The sequence below is a fragment of the Pseudomonas lalucatii genome (assembly GCF_018398425.1).
GTDB classification, from domain to species: Bacteria; Pseudomonadota; Gammaproteobacteria; order Pseudomonadales; family Pseudomonadaceae; genus Aquipseudomonas; species Aquipseudomonas lalucatii.
In genome coordinates this window covers 1,043,249-1,057,290 of the sequence record NZ_JADPMV010000001.1, presented here as the reverse complement: position 1 = coordinate 1,057,290, position 14,042 = coordinate 1,043,249, and the positions used below count along the sequence as shown (strand labels likewise).

15 protein-coding genes are annotated in these 14,042 nt (G+C 64.6%); 11 read left to right on the top strand and 4 right to left on the bottom strand.

What is annotated here, in order from left to right; all coding sequences use genetic code 11:
* The first annotated feature begins 47 nt into the window (after positions 1-47).
* Positions 48-1,514, top strand: a complete 1,467-nt coding sequence (locus tag I0D00_RS04665; RefSeq protein ID WP_213638573.1) for a glyceraldehyde-3-phosphate dehydrogenase — start codon at positions 48-50, stop codon at positions 1,512-1,514.
* On the opposite strand, the gene I0D00_RS04660 is transcribed toward I0D00_RS04665, so the two are convergent.
* Positions 1,489-2,037, bottom strand: a complete 549-nt coding sequence (locus tag I0D00_RS04660) for a hypothetical protein (RefSeq protein WP_213638572.1) — start codon at positions 2,035-2,037, stop codon at positions 1,489-1,491. The genes I0D00_RS04665 and I0D00_RS04660 overlap by 26 nt on opposite strands.
* A gap of 269 nt (positions 2,038-2,306) precedes the next feature.
* Here I0D00_RS04660 and I0D00_RS04655 point away from each other — a divergent pair, with 269 nt between their 5' ends.
* The 9 genes from I0D00_RS04655 to sthA all read left to right on the top strand — a co-directional run bounded on the left by I0D00_RS04655 (position 2,307) and on the right by sthA (position 10,916).
* Positions 2,307-3,644 carry a Na(+)-translocating NADH-quinone reductase subunit A gene (locus I0D00_RS04655; RefSeq protein ID WP_213638571.1) on the top strand — a complete coding sequence of 446 codons (1,338 nt, stop codon included), beginning with the start codon at positions 2,307-2,309 and terminating at the stop codon, positions 3,642-3,644.
* A gap of 3 nt (positions 3,645-3,647) precedes the next feature.
* Complete coding sequence (locus I0D00_RS04650; protein WP_213638570.1) at positions 3,648-4,859, top strand: NADH:ubiquinone reductase (Na(+)-transporting) subunit B; 1,212 nt, start codon at positions 3,648-3,650, stop codon at positions 4,857-4,859.
* Positions 4,852-5,640: a Na(+)-translocating NADH-quinone reductase subunit C gene (locus I0D00_RS04645; RefSeq protein WP_213638569.1), complete on the top strand. Its 789-nt coding sequence runs from the start codon at positions 4,852-4,854 to the stop codon at positions 5,638-5,640. Before I0D00_RS04650 ends, I0D00_RS04645 begins: the two co-directional genes overlap by 8 nt.
* The gene (locus tag I0D00_RS04640; protein ID WP_213638568.1) at positions 5,637-6,311 is read left to right on the top strand and encodes an NADH:ubiquinone reductase (Na(+)-transporting) subunit D; all 675 of its coding nucleotides are present in this window, start codon (positions 5,637-5,639) and stop codon (positions 6,309-6,311) included. Before I0D00_RS04645 ends, I0D00_RS04640 begins: the two co-directional genes overlap by 4 nt.
* Complete coding sequence (gene nqrE, locus I0D00_RS04635) at positions 6,311-6,919, top strand: NADH:ubiquinone reductase (Na(+)-transporting) subunit E (protein ID WP_025167392.1); 609 nt, start codon at positions 6,311-6,313, stop codon at positions 6,917-6,919. The genes I0D00_RS04640 and nqrE overlap by 1 nt, the downstream gene beginning before the upstream one ends.
* Positions 6,920-6,934: 15 nt before the next feature.
* Positions 6,935-8,161 (top strand): NADH:ubiquinone reductase (Na(+)-transporting) subunit F, encoded by a 1,227-nt coding sequence (gene nqrF / locus I0D00_RS04630; RefSeq protein ID WP_213638567.1) that lies wholly within the window; start codon positions 6,935-6,937, stop codon positions 8,159-8,161.
* A gap of 2 nt (positions 8,162-8,163) precedes the next feature.
* Positions 8,164-9,189, top strand: a complete 1,026-nt coding sequence (locus I0D00_RS04625; protein WP_338050390.1) for an FAD:protein FMN transferase — start codon at positions 8,164-8,166, stop codon at positions 9,187-9,189.
* Entirely contained in the window at positions 9,186-9,413 is a 228-nt protein-coding gene (gene nqrM, locus I0D00_RS04620; protein ID WP_213638566.1) for a (Na+)-NQR maturation NqrM, read from the top strand. Before I0D00_RS04625 ends, nqrM begins: the two co-directional genes overlap by 4 nt.
* A gap of 108 nt (positions 9,414-9,521) precedes the next feature.
* Positions 9,522-10,916 (top strand): Si-specific NAD(P)(+) transhydrogenase, encoded by a 1,395-nt coding sequence (gene sthA / locus I0D00_RS04615; RefSeq protein WP_213638565.1) that lies wholly within the window; start codon positions 9,522-9,524, stop codon positions 10,914-10,916.
* 158 nt (positions 10,917-11,074) lie between these two features.
* On the opposite strand, the gene I0D00_RS04610 is transcribed toward sthA, so the two are convergent.
* The 3 genes from I0D00_RS04610 to I0D00_RS04600 are packed head-to-tail and all read right to left on the bottom strand — an operon-like array spanning position 11,075 to position 12,687.
* Positions 11,075-11,794: a glycerophosphodiester phosphodiesterase gene (locus I0D00_RS04610; RefSeq protein WP_213638564.1), complete on the bottom strand. Its 720-nt coding sequence runs from the start codon at positions 11,792-11,794 to the stop codon at positions 11,075-11,077.
* A 9-nt stretch (positions 11,795-11,803) separates the two neighbouring features.
* Complete coding sequence (locus tag I0D00_RS04605) at positions 11,804-12,094, bottom strand: phosphodiesterase (RefSeq protein ID WP_213638563.1); 291 nt, start codon at positions 12,092-12,094, stop codon at positions 11,804-11,806.
* A 26-nt stretch (positions 12,095-12,120) separates the two neighbouring features.
* Positions 12,121-12,687 carry a PilZ domain-containing protein gene (locus I0D00_RS04600; RefSeq protein ID WP_213638562.1) on the bottom strand — a complete coding sequence of 189 codons (567 nt, stop codon included), beginning with the start codon at positions 12,685-12,687 and terminating at the stop codon, positions 12,121-12,123.
* 95 nt (positions 12,688-12,782) lie between these two features.
* Between I0D00_RS04600 and I0D00_RS04595 the strand changes: the two genes are divergently transcribed.
* A complete protein-coding gene (locus tag I0D00_RS04595) occupies positions 12,783-14,033 on the top strand; it encodes a lipoprotein-releasing ABC transporter permease subunit (protein ID WP_213638561.1) in 1,251 nt (416 codons plus the stop codon).
* Positions 14,034-14,042 lie beyond the last annotated feature (9 nt).

Here is a 14,042-nt window from a genome sequence, read left to right as displayed (position 1 = left end):
CCGCTTGCGTGCGCCGTCATAATGTAGCCCCTTTTTTCAGCCCCTACATGTGGAAGGTACTGCCCGTGACTCAGAAGCCCGACCAGTGTCTTGGTGAGTGGATCGATCGAGAAGCCCTTGCGGAAGCGATGATTCCGATGATTGGCCAGCTCTACCGCAACAACAACGTGGTCACCTCGATCTACGGCCGTAGCCTGATCAATCGCTCCGTCATCCAGATCCTCAAGGCCCACCGTTATGCCCGCCATCGCCTGGATGGCGATGCCGAACTGTCGGTGCATGACACCTTCCCGATGCTCAAGACCATGTGCGAGCTCAAGCTCGGCGCCGCCTCCGTGGACCTGGGCCGGATGATGGCCAAGTACCTGCAGGAAGGCGCCGGTCGCGGCATCGAGCAGTTCGTGCGCGACGAACTGGGCTCCGTAGCCGGGCAGCAGAATGCCGTGGCGCGCAAGGGCACCGACGTGGTGCTCTATGGTTTCGGCCGCATCGGCCGCCTGCTGGCGCGTATCCTGATCGAGAAGACCGGCGGCGGCGACGGCCTGCGCCTGCGCGCCATCGTCGTGCGCAAGGGTGCCGAGAACGACCTGGTCAAGCGTGCCAGCCTGCTGCGCCGCGACTCGGTGCATGGCCCGTTCGATGGCACCATCACCATCGACGAGGCGAACAACACCCTGACCGCCAACGGCAACCTGATCCAGATCATCTACTCCAACGATCCGGCGTCCATCGACTACACCCAGTACGGCATCAAGGATGCGTTGCTGGTGGATAACACCGGCAAGTGGCGCGATGCCGAGGGCCTGGGGCAGCACCTCAAGTGCCCGGGTATCGATCGCGTGGTGCTGACTGCGCCGGGCAAGGGCGAGCTGAAGAACATCGTGCATGGCATCAACCATGCCGACATCACCGCCGACGACCGCATCGTCTCCGCGGCCTCCTGCACCACCAACGCCATCGTGCCGGTGCTCAAGGCGGTGAACGACAAGTACGGCATCGTCAATGGCCATGTGGAGACCGTGCACTCCTATACCAACGACCAGAACCTGATCGACAACTTCCACAAGGGCAGTCGTCGCGGCCGCAGCGCCGCGTTGAACATGGTCATCACCGAAACCGGCGCGGCCACCGCTGCGGCCAAGGCGTTGCCGGTGCTCAAGGGCAAGCTGACCGGCAACGCGATTCGCGTGCCGACGCCCAACGTGTCCATGGCCATCCTCAACCTCAACCTGGAGAAGGCCGCCAGTCGCGAGGAGATCAACGAGTACCTGCGCTACATGGCGCTGCACTCGGATCTGCACAAGCAGATCGATTTCGTCAATTCCCAGGAAGTGGTGTCCACCGACTTCGTCGGCTCGCGCCATGCCGGTGTGGTGGATGCCGATGCGACCATCGCCAACGACAACCGTGTGGTGCTGTACGTGTGGTACGACAACGAGTTCGGCTACAGCTGCCAGGTGGTCCGGGTGATGGAAGACATGGTCGGCGTCAACCCGCCGGCCTTTCCGGGCTAAGGCCAGGATTGGCGTGAAAAGAACGGGAGCTTAGGCTCCCGTTTTTTTGTGTGTGCGGTGGGCGGGTCGGCCGGCAGGCTGGCGCGCTCCAGGTTCGGGCCGCTGCCGACGCTGTAATCGAGGGCGTAGCGGTCGCCTGGGCGAGTGTCGCGAAATTGCGCGCGCAGGGCGTCCAGTTCGGGGCGCAGGCGCCGTAGTCGGCGTCTCGCTGTCTGTTGGTGGTCCAGGCAACCCTGATCACGTCCTCGCGGCCAATCGCACGAAAGTCATGCAGTCCCAGGTGCAGGCTGCACAGTGCGTCGAGTGCCTGGGCGGGGCGTGTTCCTTGAGCGCTGTAGAAAGCGGCCGCATAGGCGTCGGCCCATGGTGGTGCGGCAGGCCCTGATTCTTCAGATTCCAGAATCTCCCGGTCGAGCCGGTGCTGCGCGGCGACGTTCGCCTCGTCCAGGCGTGTGCCGGCGCCGGCCGGTTGCGGCTGGCTCGGCAGGAGGAGGGCGGTGGCGGGCATAAGCAGGTTGGGCATGCCGGCTCCGGTGGCAGGGGTTGTGTTCCGCGCCTCGGCGGCCTTGCGTCAAGTTGTCGCTGCCCTGACTACTTGACTGAAAACTCAAAAAAAGCAAGCGCTTGGGTGGTCAGCCAGTGGCCGTCTCTCTATAATTGAGCGGATTTTTTACCCGCGTTCGACACGCCTGTCCTCACCGATTGCTGGCTCGCACTGGTTTTCGATATGAGCCGTTCAAGGTGTCGGTCGTATTCTAAAAAAAGCTTATAAATCAGTGGTTAGGCAAACCTATGATCAAAATTAAACATGGGCTCGACTTGCCCATAACGGGCGCGCCGGCGCAACGCATCGAGGCCGCCAGGCCGGTGCGCAGCGTCGCCGTCATAGGCTTCGATTATCACGGCATGAAGCCTACGATGGAGGTTCAGGTCGGTGATCGGGTCAAGCTCGGTCAGGTGCTGTTCTCCGACAAGAAGACTCCCGGCGTGACCTACACCGCGCCTGGCGCGGGCGTGGTCAGTGCCATTCATCGCGGCGAGAAGCGCGTCCTGCAGTCGGTGGTGATCGACCTCGACGGCGACGAGCAGCTGACCTTCGCTCAGTATCCGGCCGCCCAGCTGGACAGCCTGAGCGCCGAACAGGTGCGTGAGAACCTGCAGCAGTCCGGGTTGTGGACCGCCCTGCGCACCCGCCCGTTCAGCAAGGTGCCGGCCGTCGACGCGGTGCCCAGCTCGATCTTCGTTACTGCGGTGGACACCCATCCGCTGGCGGCCGATCCGGCGGTGGTGATCGGCGAGTACGCCGGCGACTTCGAGAACGGCCTCAAGGTGCTGAGCCGCCTGGGCAAGGTGTTCCTGTGCAAGGCCGAGGGCGTCAGCCTGCCGGGCGAGCAGCTGGCCAACGTCCAGGCCGAGGCCTTCGCCGGCCCGCACCCGGCCGGCTTGCCCGGCACCCATATCCACTTCCTCGATCCGGTCAATGCCAGCAAGAGCGTCTGGTCGATCGGCTATCAGGACGTGATCGCCGCCGGCAAGTTGTTCACCAGTGGCCAGCTGTGGGTCGAGCGCGTCGTCGCCCTGGCCGGGCCGGTGGTCGAGCAGCCGCGCCTGCTGCGCACCCGCCTGGGCGCCAATCTGGATGAGCTGACCGCCGGCCAGCTGCAGTCCGGCTACAACCGGGTGATCTCCGGTTCGGTGCTCGGCGGCCGCACGGCCCAGGGCGCCTTCGCCTTCCTCGGTCGCTACCACCAGCAGGTGTCCTGCCTGGCGGAGGGCGCCGAGCGCGAACTGATGCACTACCTGCGCGCCGGGGTGAACAAGCACTCGGTGCTGAACGTCTTCGTCTCCAAACTGATGGCCGCGAAGACCTTCGCCTTCTCCACCACCACCAACGGCAGTCCGCGGGCCATGGTGCCGGTCGGCAACTACGAAGAAGTGATGCCGCTGGACATCCTGCCGACCCAGTTGCTGCGCTACCTGATCGTCGGCGACACCGAGATGGCCCAGAAGCTGGGCTGCCTGGAACTCGACGAAGAAGACCTGGCGCTGTGCACCTACGTGTGCGCCGGCAAGTATGAATACGGCCCGATCCTGCGGGATAACCTCGCCCGTATCGAGAAGGAGGGTTAAGCCATGGGTATTCGCGATTTCCTCGACAAGATCGAGCACAACTTCGAGAAGGGCGGCAAGTACGAGAACTGGTATGCCTTGTACGAAGCCATCGACACCTTCTTCTATCGTCCGGGCAGCGTGACCAAGACCACCGCCCACGTGCGCGACGGCATCGACCTCAAGCGCATGATGATCACCGTATGGCTGTGCACCTTCCCGGCGATGTTCTTCGGCATGTGGAACGCCGGCTATCAGGCCAACCTGATCTTCGCCAACAGCCCCGAGCTGCTGGCGGCCCAGGAAGGCTGGCGTTTCGCCCTGATCGGCTCGCTGGCCGGGTTCGACCCGAACAGCCTGTGGGACAACTTCGTCCAGGGCGCGGCCTGGTTCCTGCCGGTGTACGCGGTGACCTTCATCGTCGGCGGTTTCTGGGAGGTGCTGTTCGCCTCGATCCGCAAGCATGAGGTCAACGAAGGCTTCTTCGTCACCTCGGTGCTGTTCGCCCTGATCCTGCCGCCGAGCATTCCGCTGTGGCAGGTCGCGCTGGGCATCAGTTTCGGCGTGGTGATCGGCAAGGAAGTGTTCGGTGGTACCGGCAAGAACTTCCTCAACCCGGCCCTGACCGGTCGCGCCTTCCTGTTCTTCGCCTATCCGGCGCAGATGTCCGGCGACGCGGTGTGGACCACGGTGGACGGCTTTGCCGGCGCCACGGCGCTGAGCCTGGCGGCCTCCGGCGGCATCGAGAACGTTATCGGCCAGGGCATCAGCTGGATGGACGCCTTCGTCGGCACCATTCACGGTTCCCTGGGCGAGACCAGCACCCTGGCCATCCTGATCGGTGGCGGCGTCCTGGTACTGACCAAGATCGCCTCCTGGCGCATCGTCGCCGGCGTGATGCTGGGCATGGTCGGCCTGAGCCTGCTGTTCAACGCCATCGGCTCGGAGACCAACCCGATGTTCGCCATGCCCTGGCACTGGCACCTGGTGGTTGGTGGCTTTGCCTTCGGCATGCTGTTCATGGCCACCGATCCGGTGTCGGCGTCCATGACCAATACCGGCAAGTGGATTTTCGGTGCCCTGATCGGCGTGATGGTGGTGCTGATCCGTGTGGTCAACCCGGCCTTCCCGGAAGGCATGATGCTGGCGATTCTGTTCGCCAACCTGTTCGCACCGCTGATCGACCACTTTGTCGTTCAAGCCAATATCAAGCGGAGGCTGGCACGCAATGTCTAGTCATAAAGAATCCACCGTGCGCACGCTGACGGTGGCCCTGCTGGTGTGCCTGGTGTGCTCGGTGTTCGTCGCCGGCGCGGCCATCGCGTTGAAGCCGACCCAGGTGGACAACCGCCTGCTGGACAAGCAGCGCAGCATCCTGGCGATCGCCGGGCTGGGCGATGCCGCGATGAGCGGCAAGCAGGTCAAGGAACTGTTCGCCAGCACCATCAGGGCGAAACTGGTCGACCTGGAAACCGGCACCTTCTCCGAGGCCCATGACCCGGTCACCTTCGACCCGCTCAAGGCGTCCAAGGACCCGAAGCTGTCCGGCGCGCTGCCGGCCGGCGAGGACATCGCCGGGATCAAGCGCCAGGAGCGTTTCAGCACCGTCTATGTGGTCGAGCAGGAAGGCCAGGTGCAGACCCTGATCCTGCCGGTGCGCGGCTATGGCCTGTGGTCGACCCTGCACGGCTTCATCGCCCTCAAGGGCGACCTCAATACTGTGGTCGGCATGGGCTTCTACCAGCATGGCGAGACCCCGGGCCTGGGCGGCGAAGTCGACAATCCCAAGTGGAAGGGCCAGTGGCCGGGCAAGACCCTGTTCGATGCGAACGGCGACCTGGCCGTGGCCATCGTCAAGGGCGGCGTCGATCCACAGAGTCCGCAGGCCGAGCACCAGGTCGACGGCCTGGCCGGCGCCACGCTGACCAGCAATGGGGTGGACAACCTGCTGAAGTTCTGGCTCGGCCAGAACGGCTTCGGTCCGTTTATCGCTAACCTGCGCGCAGGGGAGGCTTGATCATGTCGCAGCCGACTATTAAAGAAGTCCTGCTCAATCCGATCTTCAACAACAACCCCATCGGCCTGCAGATCCTCGGGATCTGCTCGGCCCTGGCGGTGACCTCGAACCTGCAGACCGCCCTGGTGATGTCCGCGGCGCTGACCCTGGTGACCGGTTTCTCCAACCTGTTCATCTCGATGATCCGCAGCCAGATCCCCAGCTCGATCCGCATGATCGTGCAGATGGTGATCATCGCCTCGCTGGTGATCGTGGTGGACCAGGTACTCAAGGCCTACGCCTTCAGCCTGTCCAAGCAGCTGTCGGTGTTCGTCGGCCTGATCATCACCAACTGCATCGTGATGGGCCGTGCCGAGGCGTTCGCCATGCAGAACCCGCCGGTCCTGTCGTTCTTCGACGGCATCGGCAATGGTCTGGGCTACAGCGCGTTCCTGATCGCCCTGGGCATCATTCGCGAGCTGTTCGGCGCGGGCAAGCTGATGGGCTACGAGATCATTCCGGTGGTCAACGACGGCGGCTGGTACCAGCCCAACGGCATGCTGCTGCTGCCGCCTTCGGCGTTCTTCCTGATCGGCCTGTTCATCTGGGCCGTCCGCAGCTGGAAGACCGACCAGGTCGAGAGCAACGCCTACAAGATGGCGCCTCAGGTATCCAACAAGGAGGCCTACTAATGGAGCATTACATCAGCCTGTTCGTCCGCGCGGTGTTCGTCGAGAACATGGCGCTGGCGTTCTTCCTCGGCATGTGCACCTTCATCGCCATCTCCAAGAAAGTGGAGACGGCGATCGGCCTGGGTATCGCCGTGGTGGTGGTGCTGGGCATCACCATGCCGGTCAACAACCTGATCTACACCAACATCCTCAAGGACGGCGCGCTGGCCTGGGCCGGCCTGCCCGAGGTTGACCTGAGCTTCCTCGGCCTGCTGACCTTCATCGGCGTCATCGCGGCGATCGTGCAGATCCTCGAGATGACCCTGGATAAGTACGTACCGGCCCTGTACAACGCCCTCGGCGTGTTCCTGCCGCTGATCACGGTGAACTGCGCCATCATGGGCGGCTCGCTGTTCATGGTCGAGCGCGACTACAACCTGGCCGAGAGCACCGTCTACGGCATCGGCGCCGGCGTCTCCTGGGCCCTGGCGATCGCCGCCCTGGCGGGCATCCGCGAGAAGCTCAAGTACAGCGACGTACCGGCCGGCCTGCAGGGGCTGGGTATCACCTTCATCACCATCGGCCTGATGTCTCTGGGCTTCATGTCCTTCTCTGGCGTGCAGCTCTAAGGAAAGGATGAGCAGATGATCAATTTCGAGATATTCCTAGCGATCGGCATGTTCACCGCCATTGTATTGGCGCTGGTGCTGATCATCCTCGCGGCGCGCGCCAAGCTGGTCTCCAGCGGCGACGTGAGCATCGAGATCAACGGCGAGAAGACCATAGTGGTGCCGGCCGGCGGCAAGCTGCTGCAGACCCTGGCCGAGAACGAGATCTTCCTGTCGTCGGCCTGTGGCGGCGGCGGCACCTGCGCCCAGTGCAAGTGCATCGTCGAGTCGGGCGGCGGCGAGATGCTGTCGACCGAGGAGTCGCACTTCACTCGCCGCGAGGCCAAGGAAGGCTGGCGCCTGTCCTGCCAGACCGCGGTCAAGCAGGACATGAAGATCGAGGTGCCGGAAGAAGTCTTCGGCGTGAAGAAGTGGGAATGCACGGTCGAGTCCAACCCGAACGTGGCCACCTTCATCAAGGAGCTGACCCTCAAACTGCCGGAAGGCGAGAACGTCGACTTCCGCGCCGGCGGCTACGTGCAGCTGGAGTGCCCGCCGCACACCGTCCACTACAAGGATTTCGACATCCAGGAGGAGTATCGCGGCGACTGGGACAAGTTCAACCAGTGGAAGTACGTGTCCAAGGTCGAGGAGACCGTGATCCGTGCCTACTCCATGGCCAACTACCCGGAAGAGCGCGGCCTGGTCAAGTTCAACATCCGCATCGCCTCGCCGCCGCCGGGCAAGGACGGCCTGCCGCCGGGCAAGATGTCCTCCTACGTGTTCAGCCTCAAGCCGGGCGACAAGATCACGGTGTACGGACCCTTCGGCGAGTTCTTCGCCAAGGACACCGATGCCGAGATGGTGTTCATCGGCGGCGGTGCCGGCATGGCGCCGATGCGCTCGCACATCTTCGACCAGCTCAAGCGCCTGAAATCCACGCGCAAGATCAGCTTCTGGTACGGCGCGCGCTCCATGCGCGAGGCCTTCTACAACGAAGAGTACGATCAGCTGCAGGCCGAGAACCCGAACTTCAAGTGGCACCTGGCGCTGTCCGATCCGCAGCCGGAGGACAACTGGAGCGGACTCACCGGCTTCATCCACAACGTGCTGTACGAGAACTACCTCAAGGACCATCCGGCGCCCGAGGACTGCGAGTTCTACATGTGCGGCCCACCCATGATGAACGCCGCGGTGATCAAGATGCTGATCGACCTGGGTGTGGAGCAGGAAAACATTCTGCTCGACGACTTCGGCGGCTAAGCGTGCTGCACGCTGCACTCCAGCCCGTTATCGCGGTCGCCTTGGCGGCCGCCTTAACGGGCTGCTGGTTTTCCGAGCGGGTCGAGGAGTTCGCTGGTCCGACCATGGGCAGCACCTACTCGGTCAAGTACGTGCGCACCGAGGGTGCGCCGGCTGTCGAGGCGCTGCAGGCCGAGACCGAGGCGATCCTCGCCGAGGTCGATCGGCAGATGTCCACCTACCGCGACGACTCGCTGATCTCCCGGTTCAATCGCGCCCCGGCGGGCAGCTGCATGGCCATGCCGGCAGAGATGTTGCAGCTGGTGAGCGTCGGCCAGGCTCTGGCGCAGGAAAGCGGCGGGGCCTTCGACCTGACCCTGGAGCCACTGCTCAACCTCTGGGGCTTCGGTCCCCAGGCGCGGGTCGAGCGGCTGCCGACTGCCGAGCAACTGGCCGAGGCGCGTTCGCGCACCGGCCATCGGCACCTGCGTATCGACGGCGAGCGGCTGTGCAAGGACGTCGACCTGCAGTTGGATCTCAACAGCATCGCCGCCGGTTATACGGTCGACCGCATCGTCGCCCGTCTCGTGGAGCTGGGCGTCACCCGCTACCTGGTGGATGTCACCGGGGAGCTGAAGGCGGCCGGCCGCAAGCCCGGCGGCGACGCGTGGCGCATCGCCATCGAGGCGCCGCGGGACGACGAGCGGGTGGCGCAGCGGGTCCTGGAGCTGGATGGCTACGGCATTTCCACCTCCGGCGACTACCGCAACTATTTCGAGGAGAACGGCACGCGTTACTCCCATACCCTGGACCCGCAGACCGGGGCGCCCATCGGCCACAAGCTGGCATCGGTGACGGTGGCCGATCCGTCGACCCTGCGCGCCGATGGCCTGTCCACCTTGTTGATGGTGCTGGGACCGGCGCGCGGCTTGGCTTACGCTGAGCGGGCGGGTATCGCGGCATTTTTTGTGATCCGGGATGGCGAACGTTTCGTCACACAGACTAGCGGTGCATTCGAGCGATTATTCGCCGAAGGAGAAGAGCAATGACTTTCGTAGTGGTTTTTCTGGCCATGCTGCTGATGGTGGGGCTGATGGCGGTCGGTGTGATCATGGGCCGCAAGCCCATCGCCGGCTCCTGTGGCGGCATTGCCAACCTGGGCATCGAGAAGGAATGCTCGATCTGTGGCGGCAGCCGCGAGAAGTGCGAGGAGGTCAATCGCCCTGAGGGCGAGGCGGTCGCGGACCTGTCCTACGACGCCAGCAAGCGTTGATGCCCGACCGCAGGCTATGCGGATGGATTGATTGCCGGCGCCGCTCTGCGGCGCCGGTCCTGCCGCGGGCGCGGCATAAGCGCCCCGGCGTGATCTGAAGGAGTGAACATGGCGGTCTACAACTATGACGTGGTGGTGCTGGGCTCCGGTCCGGCAGGGGAAGGCGCGGCGATGAATGCCGCCAAGGCCGGCCGCAAGGTGGCGGTGGTCGACACCCGCCGCGAAGTCGGCGGCAACTGCACTCACCTGGGGACCATTCCGTCCAAGGCGCTGCGTCATTCGGTGCGCCAGATCATGCAGTTCAACACCAACCCGATGTTCCGTCAGATCGGCGAGCCGCGCTGGTTCTCCTTCCCGGACGTGCTCAAGAGCGCCGAGCGGGTCATCGGCAAGCAGGTCACCTCGCGCACCGGTTACTACGCGCGCAACCGCATCGACCTGTTCTACGGCACCGGCAGCTTCGCCGACGAGCAGACCGTCGAGGTGGTGTGTCCCAACGGCGTGGTGGAAACCCTGGTGGCCAAGCAGATCGTCATTGCCACCGGCTCGCGGCCCTACCGCCCATCGGACGTCGATTTCCGCCACCCGCGGGTCTATGACAGCGACACCATCCTGACCCTGAGCCACACGCCGCGCCGGCTGATCATCTACGGCGCCGGGGTCATCGGCTGCGAATACGCCTCGATCTTCAGTGGTCTGGGGGTGCTGGTCGACCTGATCGACAACCGCGACCAGCTGCTCAGCTTCCTCGATGCCGAGATCTCCGATGCGCTCAGCTACCACCTGCGCAACAACAACGTGCTGATCCGCCACAACGAGGAGTACGAGCGCATCGAGGGCCTGGACAACGGGGTGATCCTGCACCTCAAGTCCGGCAAGAAGATCAAGGCCGATGCCCTGCTCTGGTGCAACGGCCGTACCGGCAATACCGACAAGCTGGGGCTGGAGAACATCGGCATCCAGGTCAACAGCCGCGGCCAGGTCGAGGTCGACCAGAACTACCGCACCGAGCAGTCCAATATCTTCGCCGCCGGCGACGTGATCGGCTGGCCGAGCCTGGCCAGCGCGGCCTACGACCAGGGCCGTTCGGCCTCGGGCAATATAGTCGAGAACGACAGCTGGCGCTTCGTCGACGATGTGCCGACCGGCATCTACACTATTCCGGAGATCAGCTCGATCGGCAAGAACGAGCGCGAGCTGACCCAGGCGAAGATTCCCTACGAGGTGGGTAAGGCGTTCTTCAAGAGCATGGCCCGGGCGCAGATTTCCAGCGAGCCGGTGGGCATGCTGAAGATCCTGTTCCACCGCGAGACCCTGGAGGTGCTCGGGGTGCATTGCTTCGGCTATCAGGCCTCGGAGATCGTGCACATCGGTCAGGCGATCATGAACCAGAAGGGCGAGGCGAACAGCATCAAGTACTTCGTCAACACCACCTTCAACTACCCGACCATGGCCGAGGCCTATCGCGTGGCCGCCTTCGACGGCCTCAACCGGCTTTTTTGAGCGGCTCCGACCGGTGGCCTGAGCCGGTCGGGGAGGACCCGTTCAGCGACTCCCGAGCCTGGCAGTGGCCGAATCGGGAGAGTTTCTGACCAGGCAGCATGAAAAAACCGGCCCCATGGCCGGTTTTTTCATGCTCGCTCGCAGGCGGTCTGGCCGACTCAGCGCGTCAGCGTCGCCACCGCCAGGCCGGGGAAGTCGGTGATCAGGCTGTCCACGCCGAAATCGGCGAGCCGACGCATCAGCGCCGGTTCGTTGACCGTCCACACTGAGACGTGCAGACCGGCCTTCTGGGCCTTCAGCAGGCGCTCCGGGCTGCACAGCGTCCAGTCCAGGGCGAGCAGTTCGCAGCCGTAGTGGCGGGCCACCTTCAGCGGGTCGAGCCAGGCGTGCTCGGCCACCAGGCCGCGGGATATGCCCGGATGCAGGCGCTGCAGCGCCCGCAGCACTTCCCGCGAGCTGGAGGTCACGGTGATCCTGTCGCTCAGGCCATGCTGCCCGGCCAGGGCGGCGATGGCCTCGACCGTGCGTGCCGCGCGCTCCCTCGAGGCACTCTTGACCTCCAGTTGCCAGTGTTCGAAGTCGCACTGCTCGAACAGCTCGCCCAGGCGTGGAATGGGGCAGGGCGTGGGCCACTCGGGGCCAGCCTGGCGGGCGTCATAGCGCACCAGATCGGCGGCGTCGTGCTCGACCACCTTGCCGCGATGGCCGGTGGTGCGCTTGAGGGTCGGATCGTGGATGACCATCAGCTCGCCGTCGCGCGACAGGTGCAGGTCCAGCTCGCAGCGGCGCACGCCGTGACCGAGGCAGGTCTGGAAGCTGGCGAGGGTGTTTTCCGGTGCTTCGCCCTTGGCGCCGCGGTGGCCGTAAATCAGGGTCACGATTACTCCTTACTCGGGCGTGGCGGTGCGCCGTCGATGCTGGCGCACGCTGTTGATCACATGGTCGTACTCGAAGTACACGCTGAACTCGCGGTAGTCCCAGCGGGTGATCGGCGGCCGGCCGACCGCTGGATGCTCCTGGTCGGCCAGGCCGAAGCGCTCGAGCACGGCACGGCGCGACTCGCCGCGCTGCGGCAGTTCGAAGCTCGTGGCGCCCTGCTGGCCGAGGGGGATCTGCAGGGTCTCGGCCACGCTGCCCAGCGGCAGCAGCAAGGCCAATAGGGCGAGCAGGCGTGGCATGGGGCTTTCCTTCGCGCTGGTGGTGGTCATTCGCGGGCCTGGCGGCGTTCCCAGGCCTGCTTCTGCAGGATATGCCGAGCCAGCAACTGGCGCTGTGCGTCGGTCAAGGCCTCGAACTCGGTGCCGATCTCGAACTGGCCGTCATCCAGCGCGCGGCAATGGATGACCCTGGCGCGCAGCAGCAGGCCGAGGGCCTGGGGCATCAGCACCATCTTGATCGCCAGATGGCTGTCGGGGGCGACCGCCTTGCCGTGAGTAAAATTCACCCCACCCTCGGACAGGCAGACCTGCTTCGGCGCGCCGATATCGCGCAGCAGGCTCTGGGCGACGGCCTGGCCGAGCAGGTCGATGCGCTTGTTGACCACCTTGAGGTAGTTGGCCAGGGTGCGGTCGCGCTCGCTGATGTGGCGCAACAGGTGTTGCGACTCGAAGTCCATCAGGTGCAGGTCGCTGAGCAGATTGAACAGCGGCGAGGTGTCGTGCAGTGCGTCACTGGCAAGGGCTTCGGCGCCGGACAGCGGGGTGAAATCCAGTGCGATCGTGTCGTCGATACGATAGTATTCGCGGCGATCTTTTTCATCTTGAGACGGCATGGCGAACCCATGGCAGCAGTAGTGGTCTGAGTGTAAGGCTGCTCGCCAAGCCCCGCCACAAGGACGTTCCTCTTTCCCCCGAATCAGCCCCCGACATGTTCAGACCCCTGTTCGTCTTCATCGGTACGCGCTATACGCGTGCCAAACGCCGCAGTCATTTCGTGTCCTTCATATCCCTGACCTCGATGATCGGGCTGGCACTCGGTGTGCTGGTGATGATCCTGGTGCTGTCGGTGATGAACGGCTTCGATCACGAGATGCGCACCCGTGTGCTGGGCATGGTGCCGCATGCCACGATCGAGAGCGCGACGCCGCTCGCCGACTGGCGCGAACTCGCCGCCGGTGCGCTGAAGCACCCCCAGGTGCTGGCGGCGGCCCCCTTCAGCCAGATGCAGGGCCTGCTCAGCAACGATGGCAAGGTGCAGAAGGTGCTGATCAATGCCGTCGACCCGCAGGAGGAGGCCAGGGTGTCGATCATCGGCGACTTCTTCCGCCAGGGCCGCCTGGAGGACCTGGCGCCGGGCGAGTTCGGCATGGTCATCGGCGACAAGGCGGCGGCCAAGCTGGGTGTGACGCTGGGCGACAAGCTGACCTTCGTCGCGCCGGAGGTGACGGTCACCCCGGCCGGGATGTTCCCGCGCCTCAAGCGTTTCACCGTGGTCGGCATCTTCCATGTCGGCGCCGGCGAGATCGACGGCCACCTGGCCCTGGCCCATGTCCAGGACCTGGCTCGCCTGCAGCGTTGGCGGCCCGGCCAGGTGCAGGGCGTGCGGCTGCAGTTCGCCGACCTGTTCCAGGCCCCGCGTACCGCCTGGGAGCTGGCTCAGACCCTGGGCGAGGGCGACTACTACGCCCGCGACTGGACCCGTACCCACGGCAACCTGTACCAGGCGATCCGCATGGAGAAGGCGATCATCGGCCTGCTGCTGCTGCTGATCGTCGCGGTGGCCGCGTTCAACATCATCTCGACCCTGGTCATGGTGGTCACCGACAAGAAGGGCGACATCGCCATCCTGCGTACCCTGGGTTCGACGCCGCGGCAGATCATGGCGATCTTCATGGTCCAGGGCACGGTGATCGGCGTGTTCGGCACCGCGCTGGGCGCACTGCTGGGCATCTGGGCGGCGCTCAACGTCAGCGCCGGGGTCGCCGCACTGGAACGCCTGCTGGGGATCAAGTTCCTCAATGCCGACGTCTATTTCATCGACTACCTGCCAGCGCAACTGATGTGGGGCGACGTGCTGCTGGTGTGCGCCGCGGCCCTGGTCCTGAGCTTCCTCGCCACCCTGTACCCGGCCTGGCGCGCCGCGCGCATCCAGCCGGCGGAGGCGCTGCGTTATGAATAATCAACTGAT

Coding starts and splice junctions, on each gene's coding strand:
- I0D00_RS04665 (WP_213638573.1), top strand. CDS start 48: ATGTGGAAGGTACTGCCCGTGACTCAGAAGCCCGACCAGTGTCTTGGT.
- I0D00_RS04660 (WP_213638572.1), bottom strand. CDS start 2,037: ATGCCCAACCTGCTTATGCCCGCCACCGCCCTCCTCCTGCCGAGCCAG.
- I0D00_RS04655 (WP_213638571.1), top strand. CDS start 2,307: ATGATCAAAATTAAACATGGGCTCGACTTGCCCATAACGGGCGCGCCG.
- I0D00_RS04650 (WP_213638570.1), top strand. CDS start 3,648: ATGGGTATTCGCGATTTCCTCGACAAGATCGAGCACAACTTCGAGAAG.
- I0D00_RS04645 (WP_213638569.1), top strand. CDS start 4,852: ATGTCTAGTCATAAAGAATCCACCGTGCGCACGCTGACGGTGGCCCTG.
- nqrE (WP_025167392.1), top strand. CDS start 6,311: ATGGAGCATTACATCAGCCTGTTCGTCCGCGCGGTGTTCGTCGAGAAC.
- nqrF (WP_213638567.1), top strand. CDS start 6,935: ATGATCAATTTCGAGATATTCCTAGCGATCGGCATGTTCACCGCCATT.
- nqrM (WP_213638566.1), top strand. CDS start 9,186: ATGACTTTCGTAGTGGTTTTTCTGGCCATGCTGCTGATGGTGGGGCTG.
- sthA (WP_213638565.1), top strand. CDS start 9,522: ATGGCGGTCTACAACTATGACGTGGTGGTGCTGGGCTCCGGTCCGGCA.
- I0D00_RS04605 (WP_213638563.1), bottom strand. CDS start 12,094: ATGCCACGCCTGCTCGCCCTATTGGCCTTGCTGCTGCCGCTGGGCAGC.
- I0D00_RS04600 (WP_213638562.1), bottom strand. CDS start 12,687: ATGCCGTCTCAAGATGAAAAAGATCGCCGCGAATACTATCGTATCGAC.
- I0D00_RS04595 (WP_213638561.1), top strand. CDS start 12,783: ATGTTCAGACCCCTGTTCGTCTTCATCGGTACGCGCTATACGCGTGCC.